Raw genomic sequence first — 17,393 nt, 5'->3', positions numbered from 1 at the left:
CAACCAAGGAGGTGATGCCCTATGACAACGAACAGCAAACCCAATAGATTAGCCAAGGAAAAGTCACCTTACTTGCTTCAACATCAATACAACCCAGTAGACTGGTTCCCTTGGTCAGAAGAAGCCTTTAACAGAGCCATACAGGAAAACAAACCTGTCTTCTTATCTATTGGGTATTCGTAGTGTGGCTTAGTCAACATGCCATTGGTGCCACACCATGGCACACGAATCCTTCGAAGACCAAACCGTAGCAGATATGCTGAACAAGGATTTCATCTCCATTAAAGTCGACCGCGAAGAGCGGCCGGACGTCGATCACATCTACATGGCCGTATGTCAGGCGATGACTGGTCAAGGCGGCTGGCCGTTGACGGTGTTCCTGACACCGGAGAAGAAGCCTTTCTTCGCAGGAACTTATTTCCCGCGCAGTCGGAAGTATAACCGGGCTGGATTGGTAGAGATCATAGCCCAGATGGCCGCGAAGTGGAAGGAAGACGCCGAGCGAATTCGTGAGGTAGGGGAGCAGATTATGCAAGAGACGACAAGTCGACTGCTCGAGCATCGTACGGGTGGCGAGGTTACGGAGGAAACGCTCCATGAGGCATTCCGTTTGTACGAGAGTACATTTGATTCAGCAAATGGTGGCTTCGGCAGCTCGCCGAAGTTTCCGACCGCTCATAATCTATCGTTTCTACTAAGGTATTATCATAGAACCGGTAAGGAAAAAGCGCTTGAAATGGTTGAAAAGACGCTAGATGCTATGCATCGTGGAGGGATGTACGACCACATCGGCTTCGGATTTTCGAGGTATTCGGTCGATGAAAGATGGTTGGTTCCTCATTTTGAAAAGATGCTGTATGACAACGCATTGTTAGTTATGACGTACACAGAAGCCTACCAAGTAACGGGAAAAGAGAAGTATGCTGAGGTCGCTGAGCAGATTATTACGTATGTTCTGCGCGATATGACGGACGAAGGCGGAGGGTTCTATTCCGCCGAGGACGCGGATTCGGAAGGCGAAGAAGGCAGGTTCTATGTCTGGACGCCGGACGAAATCGAGGTTGTTTTGGGCGTAGAGGACGGCGATCTCTATAGTGAGCTGTACGATATTACGGAGTCGGGGAACTTTGAGGGGCATAATATCCCGAATCTGATTGACACGACGTTAGCTTCTGTTGCGAAGCGTAAGCAGATTCCCTTGAAGGAGCTGAAGCATCGGTTGGAAGCGGCCCGCGTCAAGCTGTTCGAGCACCGCGAACAGCGCGTTCATCCGGGCAAGGATGATAAGATTCTGACCTCGTGGAACGGTCTGATGATCGCTGCGCTGTCCAAGGCTGCATGTGCCTTGGACAAGCCTGTTTACGCGGAGGCGGCTGCCAAAGCCGCGGACTTCCTGCTTCGCGAGCTGCGCCGCGAGGATGGACGTTTGCTCGCTCGCTACCGCGATGGCGAAGCAGCTTTTCTCGGCTACGTGGACGATTACGCGTTCCTCGTGTGGGGCCTGATCGAGCTGTACGAAGCCACGTTCGAGCTGCGCTATCTCCGTGAAGCGGTCCAGCTGAACGCAGAGATGCTTCGCCTCTTCGGCGACGAAGAGAAGGGCGGGCTCTACTTCTACGGCAGCGATGCCGAGCAGCTGCTCACCCGCCCCAAAGAGATCTACGACGGCGCGATGCCGTCGGGGAACGGAGCAGCCGCGCTGAATATGCAGCGGCTGGCGAGGCTGACCTACGACGCGAATCTGTCGCAGGCAGCGGACGTGCAGCTCCAGGCGTTCGCCGGAGCTGTGGCAGCGCACCCGCCGGGCCATGCGCTCACGCTGGCCGCGCTCGATTTCGCTTATGGCGAAGCCAGCGAAATCGTGATTGCCGGCGACCCGGCGAAGCCGCTGACGCAGCAGATGCTCCGTGCGGTGCAGCGGCAGTACCTGCCGAATGCGCTGCTGATTCTGCACCCGCCGGGCCCGGCCGGCGAAGAAGTGAGCAAGCTGATTCCGCTTGTGCAGGACAAACTGCCGCTTGGGGGGCAAGCCACAGCGTATGTGTGCCAGAACTTTGCCTGCCAAGCGCCAACACAGGAGCTTGAGGATCTCGAAAATCTTTCCAAATAAATAGTGATAATAATTATCATTATTGGTTACAATGTCTATAGAGAACAAAAAAGAGGCCAAAACGGCCTCTTCTTTACAAACTAAACCTTAGGCTCAAACGTTTTACAATCGGTTTCCTCGGAATTGCGGGCTTGGTTGCTGCCGTGGTGGCTCACGACATAAATCGAGTTCGCATTGCACTTATTGCCTGTAGCCCAGTTTTTGCAGGAATTGACTTCACAAAGAACATCTTTAGCCATGCTTGTTTCACCTCCTCTACGTTATAGGGTAGGCGAAAGAGGCCTATTTTTATACATAGACTGGAAATGATTTATTGATGAGGGAACCTATTCACCCGCAAGGCTATACGATACATATACTTGGAGTAAGAATGTTAAACTTCAAGGAGTTGAATTTATGGCTGAGAAGAGTGAACTGCAAACTTGTTTCCGGTGCCAGTATGTGGCAGATAAAGACGACAAATATTGCATTCGTTGCGGAGCCCCGCTAAAAAATAAATGCACAAAAGAGAAATCTTTGCTCCATAAAGGGTGCAGCAAGGTGAATAAAGCAGATGCCAAATTCTGTTCGGATTGCGGTACGGAGACGACGTTTAGTCAATGGGGATTATTTTAGCCAAAATCTAAGAAAAAGCACATTCAGGTCTAATGCCCTGTATGTGCTTTTTACTATTAACGTTAAAAACTACTTGTTTTGCAGCACGGATTTCCATAAATCCGCTGAATCGTAACCTAGGCGCCATGCGGCGACACCGGCGATGTCATATTTTTTGGCCATGTCCAGACGGGCTTTGACAGTAGCTTGATCTTCTAGCCAGAATACATAGGTGAAGCCATTTTCTTGATACTCAACGCGGTATTGTTCGAAGGTTTTGTCCCATGTCTGCGTTGTGGTTTTGGACGCGATTAGCGCCGGAATGTCTTTCATTAATACGGTACGATTGCCCTGTAAAACACCGGCAGCATCTAGTTTCCATTCTCTTACATAATAAGGGATGCCTAGAATGATTTTGTCCCGTGGGATGCCATAGGACAGGAATTCTTGAATACCGCCGTCTGTCCAAGGAAGACCAGCGACTGAACCTGCGGAGGTACTTCCTTTGTAGAACTGATCGTAAGCCATGATGACTACGTAATCAACGAGATTCCCGAGCTTCTCATGATCAAAAGCGGAAAGATGATTCCATTTGACACTTCCGCGGGGAAGATCAATGGAAATGACCAAGCCTTGCAAATGAGCATAGGCGGTTAATTTGGTGATGAATGCGGTAAAAGCATTGCGATCTGATCCGGCCAGGCTCTCAAAGTCTACATTGATACCGGGAACACCGAGGAGGACTGAGCGATCAACCAAAGCCTTAATGAATTTATCTTGTGCAGCGCTATCTGCAAGAAACTGTGTTGTTAGGCTTGAGCTGAATTGATTGCTGACCAGTGGATAGACGGTGAAGCCGTTTTTTTGCAGCCATTTGACGGTATCCGCATTGGAATTGTCCTTCAAGTTGCCGGAAACGTCAGCCAGTTCGAAATAACTGGGAGAATCGACATCAAGTCCGATGGTGTTGTTGACTTGCGATTTAATGGTCTCACCACCGGACTGGCCATTCCAGCCCCAAACCTGAAGTTTTTTGAAATTATCCCAAAGCAAATTATGATCTAGTGTTTGAATGGATGCATTGCTGTATTGGACGCTATAATTCAGTGCTTCCGGAATGGTTTTGAATTCACCGATGAGAGTGGAGTTCTGCAGCACTTGATAGGATGCAAAGTTATTCCAAATTTTGTGCCCGTCTTTAAAAACAGCGCTATGACCCCATTGCTTGCTATAATCAATAGCATCATCCATGGACGTAAATTCTTGCAGGAAGGTATCGTTTTGAAATACTTTATAAGATTTAAGATTGCTGTATACGGTAGCTTTGGTCGTTGTATTAACAACTGTTGAATTGCCCCATTTGAGAGCTTCTTTAACGGCATCTTCTAAGGAGGCAAACGCCCAATTATCGGCTGAAAAGGTTCCTTGATACACCTTATAGATGGGATCGCCTGAGCTAAGCAGCTTTTTGACATCACTTGCGATGTTGTCCCACACCCATTGATTGCTGTTAAGCTCAATAATATGGGCGCTGCCCCACTTCTTAGCTTCCGCGATGGCCTCATTCAGCGTTTGGTATTTCCATGAATCAAGGGTGATTTCGTTCTGATAAACCTGATACTTCGGATAATTATTCCACACCCAGCCCGTGGATTGGAGGTCTCTTACGCTTGCGTTTGTCCATTTCTTGGCTTCCGCGATGGCGGCATCCAAAGTGGCGAATTGCCATTCTGGCAAGGAAGCATCTAATTGATAAACTTGATAACGGGGGAAATTATTCCACAGCCATTTGCGTGTGCCGATTTCTTCGACATGACTATTCGTGAAACCTTTGGCAAAGGCTTCTGCTTGCGCATAAGCAGCAAATTCCATAAGCACATGATTGTATTGATAAACGCGGTATTTCGTAGTTTTGTCTGAGCCAGTGCCTGCTGCTTGAACTGCAGAGGGTACGGTCATGGCGAGTATCAGGGTGCTGGCAAGCATCCATTTTCCAATTTTCATTCATCACGCCTCTTTCTAGTAAGCTACTTAATTGGACGTTTCAAATGCTAGAATGGTTGCGCTGGGAAATGGTAGAAATTCAGACTTTAGGCATTCTGATATTGGACGCTGACACAACTTTCGAGTAACATGAGGAATATAGAGGCATTGCCGTGATTACAACAAGGTGAGGGGAACGATTCATGAAGCAGTATCCAGAAGCTTATCTCGCATATTTACTTTATTTCCATGCGGAGCGTGACTACTTTGAATGTCATGAGGTAATGGAGGAGTTCTGGAAGGAACATCCAGGAGATGAACGCAGTAAGACGTATGTGGCTCTTATCCAAATCGCAGTTGGCATGTACCATATTCGAAGAGGGAACCGCAGCGGTGCATCGAAGATGCTGCAAAGCGCAGCAGGCAATATGGATGCCGCCCATCTCGCTTCATTGGGGCTGGACGCTGACAAACTCCAGCAGATCCTCAGTCAAACACTAGCTCAGATTGAGCATCAGGATTACTTATTCGCGGATATCAATTTGCCGATTTCAGATATGGCGTTGAGCGCTTGGTGTGCAGCAGAATGTGAAAGAAAAGGATTGATTTGGCAGGGGGCGAGCCGTTTGCTCGATGAGGAGCTTACCCATAAGCATACGCGGCGAGACCGTTCAGAGGTTATATCAGAAAGAGCGAGACAACAGCAAATCCGCAAGGAAAAGGGTGGCGCCAAGTGAGTTCGGAAGGTAAAGTTTTAGTCGTTGATGATGAGCCCAATATTGCGGAGGTCGTCCGCTTGTACTTAGAGCACTCCAATTATGAAGCGATCCTGCTGCCTCGCGGTCAGGAGGTGCTTCGAACGATTGCAGCCGAGAAACCGAATTTAGTGCTGCTGGACATTATGCTGCCTGATATTTCGGGTTATGAGCTTTGTGATCAAATTCGCAAAATGGAAGCCCCACTTCATCAAACGCCAATCATATTCCTCACGGCAAAAGGGGAGTCTATCGATAAATTGAGAGGGTTCAATCTTGGTGTTGATGATTATTTGGTTAAGCCGTTTGACCCCAATGAGCTGATTGCCCGGATTAAAGCAGTGCTGCGCCGTACAATTCAAGTATCTCCTGAACCAAGCGGCACTCAGAGCGCCACACGGAAGTGGCTGGAGATCGGCAATATCGTCATAGATTTGGAGCAGTACCGGGTCATGGTCGGCGGCAAACGGGTTGAATTAACACCGAAGGAAATCGAATTGCTCTATTTCTTGACGAGTCATCCAAGCCGTGTATTTACACGTGAAGATTTGCTGGGGTATGTGTGGAATTTTGATTTCTCAGGCGGTACGCGAACCGTAGATGCGCATGTGAAAAACTTGCGTAAAAAACTCGGACAACATGACAGCTGGAACATTCAGACTTTATGGGGGATAGGCTACTCGTTTGAGGTGGTTCAGCATGCTTAAGGCCAAACGCTGGATCATTAGCAAGTACAACAGTCTGTATTTAAAAATATTTTTATCTTTTCTTGCGACTTGTGTTCTTTTCTTCGCAGGTCTCTTTTTGTTCTGGAATTACTATTTCACCGATTTATTTTACAAAGATAAGATCGAGCTGCTGGAGAAACGCAACGTCGAAGTGACGCGCCTGATGAACTCTGTACAGGATGGCACGATTACGACACGTGAATTAAAATATACGATCCGTATTTTGGCACGAAGCATTAACGGACAGGTGTGGCTGGTTGATGATAAGGGCAATATTTTGAATGGCTCCTCGGACAGTGAAGGACGGGGGATTCCCAAGCAGATGGACGCGTTATTCATTGACGGGCTGCACGGTCATTCCGGGTATGGGATGGTTGCCTTAACGATGCCTGATGGACGGAACGTTAATCTGTTTACCTATCATGCACCTTCTCAGCTCAACGGTCAGCCCATGGTCATCATTCTACATTTTCCCGCAGGCGATATTAGTGAAGCCATTTCTGCTGTAAGGGTCAATATTATGGTGCCGCTATTGTTCTCTCTCCTTGCGGTTGGATTCATTCTATTTATTATTTCTCGCAAGCTTGCAGGTCCGCTGCAGCAAATGAACCGAGCGGCGCTTGAGCTGGCGCATGGAGATTTCACAACGAGAGTACCCATTACCTCGCAGGATGAGGTTGGTCAGCTTGCAGCAAGCTTCAATTTCATGGTGGAGCAGTTGGAAGGGTGGGAAGGAACTCGGCAGGAATTTCTGACGAACGTCTCCCATGAACTTCGTTCGCCTTTAACGACGCTTCGAGGCTTTATCGTAGCGATGAACGACAAGGTCATACCCGAAGATAAATATTCGCATTATTTACGTATTTGCGATCAAGAGGTTCAACGCCTTCAGCGGCTTGTCACGGATCTTCTCGATCTGGCACAGATTCAAAATGGGGTTGATGTCTTCCGTATGAGGCCTGTGAACATGGCAGAAACGCTGGAAGATTCGCTTGAGCTATTGAAAGCCCCGATTGCTCTCAAGCATATTTCGCTTCATCTAATCTTGCCTGATCCGCTCAAAGAACCAGGTCAAGTGCAGCTGGATCCAGATCGCTTTGCGCAAATTGTGCAAAATTTAATTTATAATTCATTAAAATTTACGCCAGAGGGCGGAACGCTAACGGTTGCACTAGAAATTCAGGAGCAAGAAGTCATCCTTTATATTCGGGATACCGGGACTGGTATGACAGAAGCCGAGCTGGCTCGAATTTGGGATCGGTTCTATAAAGCTGATGAAGCAAGAACCTCACGTTCGGATGTAGCGACGGGTACTGGTCTTGGTTTAACAATTGTGAAACATTTGGTCACTGGGATGCAAGGAACGATACAGGTTCACAGTCGAGTGGGAGAAGGCACGGAATTTCGTGTCGCATTTCCACGCATTTCGTCGGATATTCACAATTTTTTTACAAGTTAAGCAAACTTAATTCATGTTTATTTCGTATCCTGTTGCTTGTGGACAGGATTTTTTTGTCTTGGAGGTGTATGTATGATTAGGTGCACACACATAGTGGTTTCGAGCATGATACTCCTAACTTTTCTGTTAAGCGCTTGCAGCTCTAACGTGCCTGCCGTGGATTCTGTAACGGCCGTGGCGACGTCTTCTCCTGCATCTGGGCAATTCTCACATGTTGGACAGCCTGACGAAGATGTTCAAAATCTGACGGAGATGCAGTTGGTTATGCTCTTTCAGACGTTGCTTCGGATGGATCGGAATGCTTCTCTCGTTATAACGACTAAGCAAGCTGCTGCTATGCTGCCTTCTATTCGTCAAAGCATGGAGGAAGGGAGCATGAGCGATGCTGAACGCAAGCAAGTGCTTCGCAGCCTGACTGCCGAGCAGAAAGCATTCCTTGATGAGCAAATCAAGCAATTGACGCAACGCATTGCGAAGCGAGTGGACAATCCAGGTCTGGCATTATCTGATGAGGAGCGAGAAAAGCGGATCGATGCTTTTATAGCGCGAAGAAAAGCCGGGCGAGAGGCTGAAGCCGGTGAAATGGATCGTACAGACGGGGAGAAGCCGCAGATGGATCCCAAAACCATGGGGATGAGCATTGAACAGCAATTAGTCGATTTGCTTGTTTCCAAGCAGAATTAACCGCTCGCAATTCGTGGTTAAGGCAGACAACTCAACGTGAAATCAAGATAAGATTGGGCTCGAGATTATATCTTAGGAGGAAGCAACTTCATGAAATGGTATCGCAGCAAATGGCTTATTATAAGTCTCGCAGTTATCCTATGTGCTGGCGGCACGTATGTCTATCTGACAAAAGGAAAGAAAACAAAAACAGCGGATGTCAAGGAAGTAACGACCGATGTGAGGAAAGGCAATATTCGATCGTCTGTATCCGGGACGGCGCAGTTCGAGCCAAAGGATACACAAATCATTTCAATTACGCAGGATGCCAATATTAAATCAATTAACTTGAAACGGAATCAAGCGGTCAAAGCCGGCGATGTTCTGATTGAACTCACGAGCTCCAGCTTGGAAAGCGATTTGCAGGATGCTGAACTGAACTATGAGCAGCTTGAGAAAGATTTGAGTTCTTTACAGCAGCAGCAAGGCTTAATGGGTGTAAAAGCACCGGTTTCCGGCAAACTTACATACGCTACGAATCTTGACTTAGGAGCTTCCATTAACAAATCAACGAAAATAGCTACCATTGCTGACGTAAATACACTGACAGTAACGCTTCCTTTCTTTGTGGAAGATGCTGCGCAGCTGCATAAAGGCGATGCTGTAGATATTACGCTGGATGGCTTCATGATTACCAAAACAGGAAGCATCGAAACGATATCCAAAGATCCAAAATCCGATGGCAAGGGCGGAAAGTTGATTGATATCGACGTTACGGTTCCGAATGACAACTCGATGGATGCTGGTACGAATGTATTGGGTTCCGTCACTATCGGCGGCCGTTCTGTGGATTCGCAAGGCAAAAGCGCCTTGCAGTATCTCAAAGTAACAACGATTCTGGCTGGGACAACCGGCAATGTGTCTACCCTGCCTTTCAAAACAGGCAATATGGTTCATCAAGGCGATGTCATCAGCACCTTCGTGAACGATACCTTGGGCGATGATATTCTTGCGAAGCAGTCTGCCATTGAACGTCAGAAGCTGAAAGTGGACGCAGCGAAAGACAAGGTTGACGGATTGAAAATTTTAGCGCCATTTGATGGTGTTTTCTCAACAGACTTCGTGAATAAGAAAAATGATATTTTGAGCAACTTTCAAGTGGGAAGTAAAGTGACGAGCGGTACGCAGCTCGGAGCGGTAGCCAGCTTTGCCAAAATGCAGCTGCCTGTTCAAGTGGATGAGTTGGACCTTCCTAACATTAAGACGGGGATGAAAGCGGAAATTAAAGTAGATTCTTACCCAGGACGTATTTTCCCGGCAGAAGTTACGCAGGTCTCCACCGTTGGAACGACAACGAATGGCGTAACGTTCTATGATGTTGTTCTAGCTACTGACAATAAGGATAATGTATTGAAATATGGGATGACGGCAACCGGCGAAATTTTGATTCAAGATAAAAAGGATGCCATCTATATCCCGCCAGAAGCGCTTCAATCCTCCAAAGGGAAGCGTATTGTTACGCTGAAGAAAGCAGATGGCACGCTGGAAGCGGAACATGAGGTCAAGATTGGCATCCGTTCCAAAACGCAAATCGAAATTACCGAAGGGCTTAAAGAAGGCGATAAAGTTGTTCTGCCAAATGTGAAAAGACAGCAAAATTTAAGTCAAGATGAGATTAATAAGTTAAGACAACAGTTCCAGCAAGGCGGCGGCGCAGGTGGTGCAGGTGGCTTTGGCGGCGGTGCCGGATTCCAACAAGGCGGCGCTCCGGGCGGAGCAGGCGGTGGTGGCGGCAATACAGGAGCTACCCGGATTAACGGCGGTGGTGGTGGCGGTGGTAGATAATACTGCCTGGAAAGGAGTGATTGCGGTATGAATATCATTGAACTCAAAGAAATTACCAAAACCTATAAGCGTGGTCTGGAAGATCTGCCCATATTGCGCAGCATATCGCTTTCTGTAGCCGAGGGTGATTTCGTAGCCATCATCGGCCCCAGCGGATCGGGGAAATCAACGCTAATGAATACCATTGGCTTGCTGGATGTTCCCACATCGGGCAGCTATATACTGGATGGCGTCGTAACCGAGCACATGAGCGATAATGCCCTTGCCGAGCTGCGCAATCAGAAAATCGGCTTCATTTTTCAACAATTTAACTTATTGCCTCGTTTATCGGCGATGGAAAATGTCGAGCTCCCGATGATCTATGCCGGAATTCCCAGGAAGGAACGGCGGGAACGGGCTCACAATATGCTAAAGATGCTTGGCATGGGAGAGCGTGGTCATCATAAGCCAAGCGAGCTTTCCGGAGGCCAGCAGCAGCGTGTAGCGATTGCAAGGGCACTGGCGATCTCGCCTTCCTTAATCTTGGCGGATGAACCAACCGGAGCATTGGATTCCAGAACCGGCGAAGAAGTGTTGGAATTAATTTTACAATTAAATGCCCAAGGCAATACGATCGTGTTGATTACCCATGATCATCACATTGCCGATAATGCGCAGCGGGTCGTAGCACTCCGAGACGGTGTTATCATTGATGATTACCGGAATAATACGGTGAAGAGCCTTCAGCAAGAGGTGGGCATATGAAGGTAAATGAACTGCTCAGAATGTCGCTTCGGACGATCATTTCAAGTCCGTTGCGAACTTTTCTAACGATGCTGGGTGTCATTATCGGGGTTAGCTCTGTAGTTACACTGGTGTCGATCGGGCAAGGGACTTCGGAACAAATCGCCAAGCAGTACGAGAATATGGGGACGAATTTGCTTGTTGTAACCGCAACAGGGAACGGGCGTGCTACACAGCTGGATTACAATGAGCTAATGAATTTCGAGAACTTTCCGGAGTTCAAATCCATTGCCCCAACCATGACCAAAAACGGATCGAACATTAAATATGATCGTACGCAGGAGAAATACAACGTCATTGGTACGAATGATCGCTACTTCGGGATTATTAAAGCAACCATTGATAAAGGCCGCAATCTTTCTCCTACCGATCTTGAATTTCGCTCGAATGTTGCGATCTTGGGCAGTGAAGTAGCTAAGACTTATTTTGGAACGCTGGACCCTGTAGGCGAGGAAATCAACATTGATGGAGCCGTTTTTAGCGTCATCGGTACCTTGAAAGAGAAGGGGTCCAATATTGGTGGAGCTTCTGTCGATAGCTCGGTTATTGTCCCTCTAGAAACAGCTCGACGCGTGTTTAAATTGGGGCAAATCCGCACGACCTATGTGGAGGCCCCAACGAAGGATGATATTTACGCCGCCCAAGAAACGATGAAGCAGTATCTGACTTATAAATTTAAAAGCGATACAGGCTTCGTTTTGACGAATCAGGATGAACTGCTCAAAGCACGGACTGAAGCGACGAATACACTTACGAATCAATTAGTAGCTGTTGCTCTTATTTCCCTGCTGGTAGGCGGGATCGGAATTATGAATATTATGTTGGTTACTGTCAGCGAACGAACCAGAGAAATTGGTATTCGCAAATCGATTGGCGCCAAGCGGCGAAATATTTTGCTGCAGTTTCTCGTTGAAGCTGTCGTCATTAGCGGCATGGGCGGATTAATTGGACTTGCGTTAGGCATTGGATTATCCTATGCGCTGCCGTACTTCAGTCCGAAGCAAACGACGAGCTTATCGTTCGATATTAGCTTGTATGCCTTCTTATTCTCTGTGCTTGTTGGCGTGATATTTGGCTTATACCCAGCGAACAAAGCTTCTAAATTGCGTCCTATTGACGCTTTAAGATCTGATTAATTGTACGAAATGCAGCTAGGATAGAAGCATCATTCTTATGCGAAATTTGAAGGAGGACTCCCTGTGATCCAACAACGAAAGATGAAACGCTTGCTGAGTCGTTCAGCCCTCGTGCTGACAGCTGCAAGCTTCCTAACACTACCTTTGGCCACTTCGGCTTTTGCTGGGAAGGAAGGCGTGTTTCTGAATGATTCCGTCTACTTTACCTTAGACAAGGTTGCTTTGTCCGCAGGCGCGGATGACAGCTCGCTTCGCTTCTCACTCGGGCTGAATAACAACAGCAGCACGCCAGTTGATTTCAATAACTATGGCGTCAAGGTGATTGACGCGAACGGCGTGTCCTATACAGCCAAGCTGACGGAGAAAGTAACAGCGCGCGTTAAAGGAGGAGAAACGGGGACGTTCAAGTTTACGTCCGAAATTCCTGCGAATTTAGCGCCAGGTCAGCTGAAAGTCGATATTTTTGAATGGAATTATAATAAAATGCATGATCTTGGCGCATTGTCTGTCGATGCGGCATTAACGGAAACCGGACAATCGGTACATCAGCAAGCTGTCATTAATTTACAGGAAATAGATGCGACACTAAGCGACAATGCATTAGTTACCGCGGAATTAGGCAACAGCTATAAGGTTTATAAAGATGGGGCATGGATGATTTATACCGATCTGGTACTGGAAAACTTAAGCGATGCTGCCCTTAAGCTGCCGGATGGCCTTGAATACAACTACCAGGACAGCAAGGGCTTGACGTATAACGCCCAGTTTGCCAAAGGGGCAGGGCAATCCTTGCTTCCGCAGCAGCCGATCAAAGCAACCTTGCAAACGGCGGTTCCGGCTTCGCTTGACACAAGCAGCTTAACCTTGCTTTTCTCGCCCAAAGGCAAAGTGAAGACAACCGTATTAGGCTCTCTGAATACGGCGAAGTCATTTGTCATTGGCAAAATCGGCACCAACACCGATTATCCCACCACGGATGAAAACGAACTAACGATATCGACCTCCTGGGCGGCAGCAAGCAAGCAATCCGACGGCTTGCATCTGCAAGCGAACGTGACGTTAACGAATAAAAGCGAAGGGGTAGTGACTATCCCTAACCTTTCAGCAGAGTTCCAGGCACTTCGCGGCAGCGTTGCGGTGTTAGCGAATGACAACTCCGTTCGTACAACCTATTTAGCTCCGAATGAAACGACAACCTTCCGTTTCACAGGCATTTTGCCGGCAGGCTTGAACACCGATGCGCTGCAATTGGTTGTTCTTGAGAAGCAGGAAGCCGCCGGAGGAACAACGCAGCCGGGAAGCAACACAGGAAGCGGTACAGGAAGTGGGACAGGAAGCACGGACGCAAGCACCAATAAGCAAGCGGCAACCTTGCCGGTTTCGATTACGACACTGGCAGGGGCGGGCAGCGGAGGGGAAGTTTCCTCTTATTCAGCCGCAGAAGATTATACAATGGGGACTCCGTTCAAGTTCACGGCGAGTAATCTGATTGATTCTAATATCGACGTCTCGCTGGTAGAAATGGGCATGAGCGAGAATGCTGATTTCGGCTTCAAAACCGTTGTGGCGAAGTACAAATTAACGAATAAAGGGACAGATACTTTAACGATCCCAGATTTCCAATCCGATCTAACCAATGCAGAGGGCTACACGTATTCCGGCGTACGTCAAACAACGTCTTCGAAGAACATCGCTCCGAACACCAGTTACGTAGTAAGCTATTCCTATCTGCTTCCAGGTACGGAAAAGGCTGATAAACTTGCGCTTAACTTATACGATGCCAATCGTCTGGCAGTTGGTTCTTACAAAACGGCTGTTCAATCAATACCAACGACAGGTCCTGTGTCCTTGTATCCATTCACGATTAACCTCAAGGACTACTCAGTGAGTGCAACGTATAGCAAAGATGCCTCTTATGCCTATCGTTTGCGTGTTGACCTGGATGTCAGTCGTCAAGAGCAAGTAATTACGGATGCTAATTTCTCTTCCTTATTGTTTGAAGTGGTCGATTCAGAAGGACGTCTGCTCAGCTCCAAAGCGATGACCTTCACGGGTCAGCAAAAAATTATGTCCGGCGTCCAGTTTATTGATTTCGGTTCGATTAAATCCGAACAATTGAATACAAATGTCACGATTAATATGTACGAGGTAGTAGCAACTCCAAATGGCGATGCCAAACGTCTGATTAAATCATTAGACATGTAGCAGTCTTTCCATGGTGTGGACATCTGTGAGTGTGAAGTGCAGTTTTACTTTTGACAAAGCCTGCGATTATGCATCCTTTTGCGCTTGGATTAGCCATAAATCAATAGATTCCTGCAATTATGCAGGCTTTGGCGCCGTATTTCTGACTTCAGGATGAAAATGATAGAAAAGCCTGCCTAATCGCAGGCTTTTCTATTTTTCATTCCATTTTGTTGAAAAAGCCTGCACTTTCGCAGGTTTTGGACTCCGCGAACCAAGGAACTTGTTTGCTTTCTTGCTTGCGGCAATTTGAGCACCCTTAAAGAGAGCAAGAAAGAGCTGCAGCCTAAGAATTAAACTAGGCAACAGCTCTTTCGTTTTAGCTATGTACGTCTTCCGGTTGTTGATAGCCGTCTGCGACCAAATCAAGCCGACCTGTTTCGGGATCTATGATCAACCCGTGAACTGGCAAATTTTTGGGAAGCAGTGGATGATTCCGAATAATATTTACACTTTTCTCGATACCTTCTCTGACGTGCTCAAAGCCTGCCAGCCAACGAGATAAGTCGATGCCGGAGTGGCCCAAAGTGGCGATGACATCATCGGAAATTCCGCGTTTTTTGGCATTGGCAATGACATGATCCGAGTTTAACCCGGTCATCCCGCAATCATAGTGCCCAATGACGAACACCTCGTCCGCATCCAGCTGATACACGGCGACAATGATGCTGCGCATGATACTGCCGAAAGGATGGGAGACGATGGCGCCGGCATTTTTGATAATTTTGGCATCTCCGTTATGGAGGTTCATAGCTTTGGGCAACAGCTCTACCAGCCGAGTATCCATGCAGGTGAGAACGACCATACGTTTGTCGGGAAACTTCGTCGTCAAGAACTCCTTGTACTGCTTGGTCTCGACAAATTCCTCGTTGTAATTCAAAATTTCACTCATCAAAGACATGGCTTTCCCTCCAAGTAAGTTGTTGCTGCTGTCTTTGTTGATGCAGCTTTATCTCTTGTTAATTAAGCTCATACTTGCATTGTAAATCTGATTATTACTCTTTAGTATATAGGATTTATTCTTCTCGTGGAAGTCAATTGTCATATTCTCTTCGAAAAAGATCTCGTCCTTGGCTTTATAAGTCAGTGTAAACCGATTCGTCTCAGCAACAAGTTTCTCTTCATTTGCTTTCGAGACAATCCAAAGGGTGGGGACGCCATTCACCGAGCAGCCGCAATCTTCTGTGTCAAAAACGAGATTCAATACCGCGTCATCTCCGGTTAATAAAGGCGTTATACGATCTATGGCTGTTTCTGTAAAAGTAATGTTCATGCTGCGTCAGCTCCTTCAATAATTTGCGTGTTTTGCGCCAAAGCGAAAAGGCTTGTCATTATTCTAACACACACTAGCATAAATTTGATTCTGAGAAGGGGACGAAGTATGATAAATTAAGAAACTTTTGGGAGGAGATTAGAGCATGAGTGTGCAAGCTGCACCAGCAAAGCTGGAATCGTTCAAGGCGTATGTTCGCAAAATGAAACAGTACGAGGAGGCCATCGCTCTCATTTATTGGGATATGCGCACCGGCGCTCCGAAAAAAGGAATTGAAACTCGTTCCGAAGTTGTCGGAGAACTATCCACTGAGGTTTTCCGGATGTCCACATCGGATGAAATGGGAAGTTATGTACAGTTTTTTACTCAGCCGTCAGAGCTGGATAAGTTAGATGCCATTTCACGCAAAATGGTTCTGGAATGCCAAAAGGAATATGACCGCAGCAAAAAAATACCGGCTGAAAAATATCAAGCCTATGTTGTGCTGACTTCACAAGCCGAATCGGCATGGGAAGAAGCTAAACATAACTCGGATTGGGTGTCTTTTCAGCCCTATTTGGAGAAAATCGTCGCGGCAACCCAAGAGTTTATTGAGCTGTGGGGCTATGAAGGACATAAATATAACACTTTGTTAGATATGTACGAACCTGGCATGACCGTTGAAAAGCTGGATGAAGTATTTGGCGCGCTGCGCGAAAAGGCAGTTCCATTGCTGCAGCGGATTCAAGCTTCTCCGAACCAGCCGAATCGCTCCTTCTTGGATCAGCAATTCGAGATTAGCAAACAGAAGCAATTTTCACTTTCGATTTTGAAGCAAATGCAATACGACTTTGATGCGGGCCGCTTGGATGAGACGGTGCATCCTTTTGCCACGGCGTTGAATCCGGGCGATGTGCGTATTACGACCAGATATTTGCCGGATGACATTACGTCTGCTTTATTTGGCACCATCCATGAGGGTGGTCATGCGCTGTATGAGCAAAACATATCCAAGGATTTGGTCGGGACGAATCTGTGCACAGGCACCTCGATGGGGATTCATGAGTCACAGTCCCGTTTCTGGGAAAATGTGATTGGTCGCAGCAAGGCGTTCTGGGAACGGTATTATGGCGAGCTGCAAACGACGTTCAGCGGTCAAATCGACGATGTCGATGTGGATTCCTTTTACAAAGCGATCAATCATATCGAACCTTCGCTAATTCGAATTGAAGCCGATGAATTGACGTATAATCTGCATATTATGATTCGCTACGAGCTGGAAAAAGGCTTGTTCAACGGTACGATCGCTGTAGCAGACCTGCCGCAAGCGTGGAATGAGAAATATGAAGAGTACTTAGGCGTAACTCCGTCTAATGATGGGGAAGGTGTGCTGCAGGATGTACACTGGTCCGGTGGCGCTTTTGGCTATTTCCCTTCTTATGCGCTTGGCAACATGTACGCGGCGCAATTCACAGAGACCCTGCGTAAACAATTGCCGAATTTCGACAGCTTGATTGCCGAGGGCAATCTAGTGCCGATTAAAGAGTGGTTAACAGATAAAGTATATCAACACGGCAAATTATTAACGCCAAACGAAATTATTGTGCAAGTGACAGGGGAAGAGTTGAATCCTGACTACTTGGTATCGTATTTGGAAGAGAAATACAAATCGGTTTACGGGATCTAACGATACTAGCTGGAACTCTGCTGCAGAATAAAGAGGACGCTCAAACTTTCCGAATAAGGGAAGGTTGGGCGTTCTTTTTTTGTTTGACAACGTTTTCTGTTCGAAACACCGTTAACCGACTTCTGGGCTTCTGCATAGGATACAGTACAACTTT

Annotated in this window: 16 protein-coding genes; 12 read left to right on the top strand and 4 right to left on the bottom strand. The window is 47.2% G+C overall.

Annotated elements, in window-relative coordinates:
• Positions 1–21: 21 nt before the first annotated feature.
• Both HQN90_RS39500 and HQN90_RS01245 read left to right on the top strand, forming a co-directional pair.
• Positions 22–183, top strand: a complete 162-nt coding sequence (locus HQN90_RS39500) for a DUF255 domain-containing protein (RefSeq protein ID WP_216855158.1) — start codon at positions 22–24, stop codon at positions 181–183.
• 34 nt (positions 184–217) lie between these two features.
• Positions 218–2,110, top strand: a complete 1,893-nt coding sequence (locus HQN90_RS01245) for a thioredoxin domain-containing protein (RefSeq protein WP_216855157.1) — start codon at positions 218–220, stop codon at positions 2,108–2,110.
• Between the two features lie 80 nt (positions 2,111–2,190).
• Here the strand turns inward: HQN90_RS01245 and HQN90_RS01240 are convergent, their stop codons facing one another.
• Positions 2,191–2,349, bottom strand: coding sequence for a DUF1540 domain-containing protein (locus tag HQN90_RS01240; protein ID WP_079420884.1), 159 nt, complete (start codon positions 2,347–2,349; stop codon positions 2,191–2,193).
• A 157-nt stretch (positions 2,350–2,506) separates the two neighbouring features.
• Between HQN90_RS01240 and HQN90_RS39830 the strand changes: the two genes are divergently transcribed.
• Positions 2,507–2,725 carry a double zinc ribbon domain-containing protein gene (locus tag HQN90_RS39830; protein ID WP_326072580.1) on the top strand — a complete coding sequence of 73 codons (219 nt, stop codon included), beginning with the start codon at positions 2,507–2,509 and terminating at the stop codon, positions 2,723–2,725.
• Positions 2,726–2,794: 69 nt separating this feature from the next.
• Here HQN90_RS39830 and HQN90_RS01235 read toward each other — a convergent pair whose 3' ends face one another.
• Positions 2,795–4,708, bottom strand: a complete 1,914-nt coding sequence (locus tag HQN90_RS01235) for a glycosyl hydrolase family 18 protein (protein WP_173215714.1) — start codon at positions 4,706–4,708, stop codon at positions 2,795–2,797.
• A gap of 182 nt (positions 4,709–4,890) precedes the next feature.
• Here HQN90_RS01235 and HQN90_RS01230 point away from each other — a divergent pair, with 182 nt between their 5' ends.
• The 8 genes from HQN90_RS01230 (at position 4,891) to HQN90_RS01195 (ending at position 14,261) form a co-directional block, all read left to right on the top strand.
• Positions 4,891–5,424, top strand: coding sequence for a DUF309 domain-containing protein (locus tag HQN90_RS01230; RefSeq protein WP_173215712.1), 534 nt, complete (start codon positions 4,891–4,893; stop codon positions 5,422–5,424).
• Positions 5,421–6,149 (top strand): response regulator transcription factor, encoded by a 729-nt coding sequence (locus tag HQN90_RS39495; protein WP_173215710.1) that lies wholly within the window; start codon positions 5,421–5,423, stop codon positions 6,147–6,149. The genes HQN90_RS01230 and HQN90_RS39495 overlap by 4 nt, the downstream gene beginning before the upstream one ends.
• Positions 6,142–7,629: a sensor histidine kinase gene (locus HQN90_RS01220; RefSeq protein ID WP_173215708.1), complete on the top strand. Its 1,488-nt coding sequence runs from the start codon at positions 6,142–6,144 to the stop codon at positions 7,627–7,629. The genes HQN90_RS39495 and HQN90_RS01220 overlap by 8 nt, the downstream gene beginning before the upstream one ends.
• A 72-nt stretch (positions 7,630–7,701) precedes the next feature.
• Positions 7,702–8,313: a hypothetical protein gene (locus HQN90_RS01215; RefSeq protein ID WP_173215706.1), complete on the top strand. Its 612-nt coding sequence runs from the start codon at positions 7,702–7,704 to the stop codon at positions 8,311–8,313.
• 90 nt (positions 8,314–8,403) lie between these two features.
• A complete protein-coding gene (locus HQN90_RS01210; RefSeq protein WP_173215704.1) occupies positions 8,404–10,137 on the top strand; it encodes an efflux RND transporter periplasmic adaptor subunit in 1,734 nt (577 codons plus the stop codon).
• A gap of 27 nt (positions 10,138–10,164) precedes the next feature.
• Positions 10,165–10,881 carry an ABC transporter ATP-binding protein gene (locus tag HQN90_RS01205; protein WP_216855156.1) on the top strand — a complete coding sequence of 239 codons (717 nt, stop codon included), beginning with the start codon at positions 10,165–10,167 and terminating at the stop codon, positions 10,879–10,881.
• The gene (locus tag HQN90_RS01200; protein WP_173215702.1) at positions 10,878–12,056 is read left to right on the top strand and encodes an ABC transporter permease; all 1,179 of its coding nucleotides are present in this window, start codon (positions 10,878–10,880) and stop codon (positions 12,054–12,056) included. The genes HQN90_RS01205 and HQN90_RS01200 overlap by 4 nt, the downstream gene beginning before the upstream one ends.
• Before the next feature lie 63 nt (positions 12,057–12,119).
• Positions 12,120–14,261 carry a hypothetical protein gene (locus tag HQN90_RS01195; protein ID WP_173215700.1) on the top strand — a complete coding sequence of 714 codons (2,142 nt, stop codon included), beginning with the start codon at positions 12,120–12,122 and terminating at the stop codon, positions 14,259–14,261.
• Positions 14,262–14,619: 358 nt separating this feature from the next.
• Here HQN90_RS01195 and HQN90_RS01190 read toward each other — a convergent pair whose 3' ends face one another.
• Positions 14,620–15,201, bottom strand: coding sequence for a beta-class carbonic anhydrase (locus HQN90_RS01190; protein WP_173215698.1), 582 nt, complete (start codon positions 15,199–15,201; stop codon positions 14,620–14,622).
• A gap of 48 nt (positions 15,202–15,249) precedes the next feature.
• The gene (locus HQN90_RS01185; RefSeq protein ID WP_173215696.1) at positions 15,250–15,573 is read right to left on the bottom strand and encodes an iron-sulfur cluster biosynthesis family protein; all 324 of its coding nucleotides are present in this window, start codon (positions 15,571–15,573) and stop codon (positions 15,250–15,252) included.
• Positions 15,574–15,718: 145 nt separating this feature from the next.
• Here HQN90_RS01185 and HQN90_RS01180 point away from each other — a divergent pair, with 145 nt between their 5' ends.
• Entirely contained in the window at positions 15,719–17,239 is a 1,521-nt protein-coding gene (locus tag HQN90_RS01180; protein WP_173215693.1) for a carboxypeptidase M32, read from the top strand.
• The last annotated feature ends 154 nt before the right edge of the window (positions 17,240–17,393 follow it).

The organism is Paenibacillus alba, assembly GCF_013204855.1.
In the GTDB taxonomy this organism is placed as follows: domain Bacteria; phylum Bacillota; class Bacilli; order Paenibacillales; family NBRC-103111; genus Paenibacillus_E; species Paenibacillus_E alba.
This window is presented reverse-complemented; position numbering and strand designations above follow the sequence as displayed.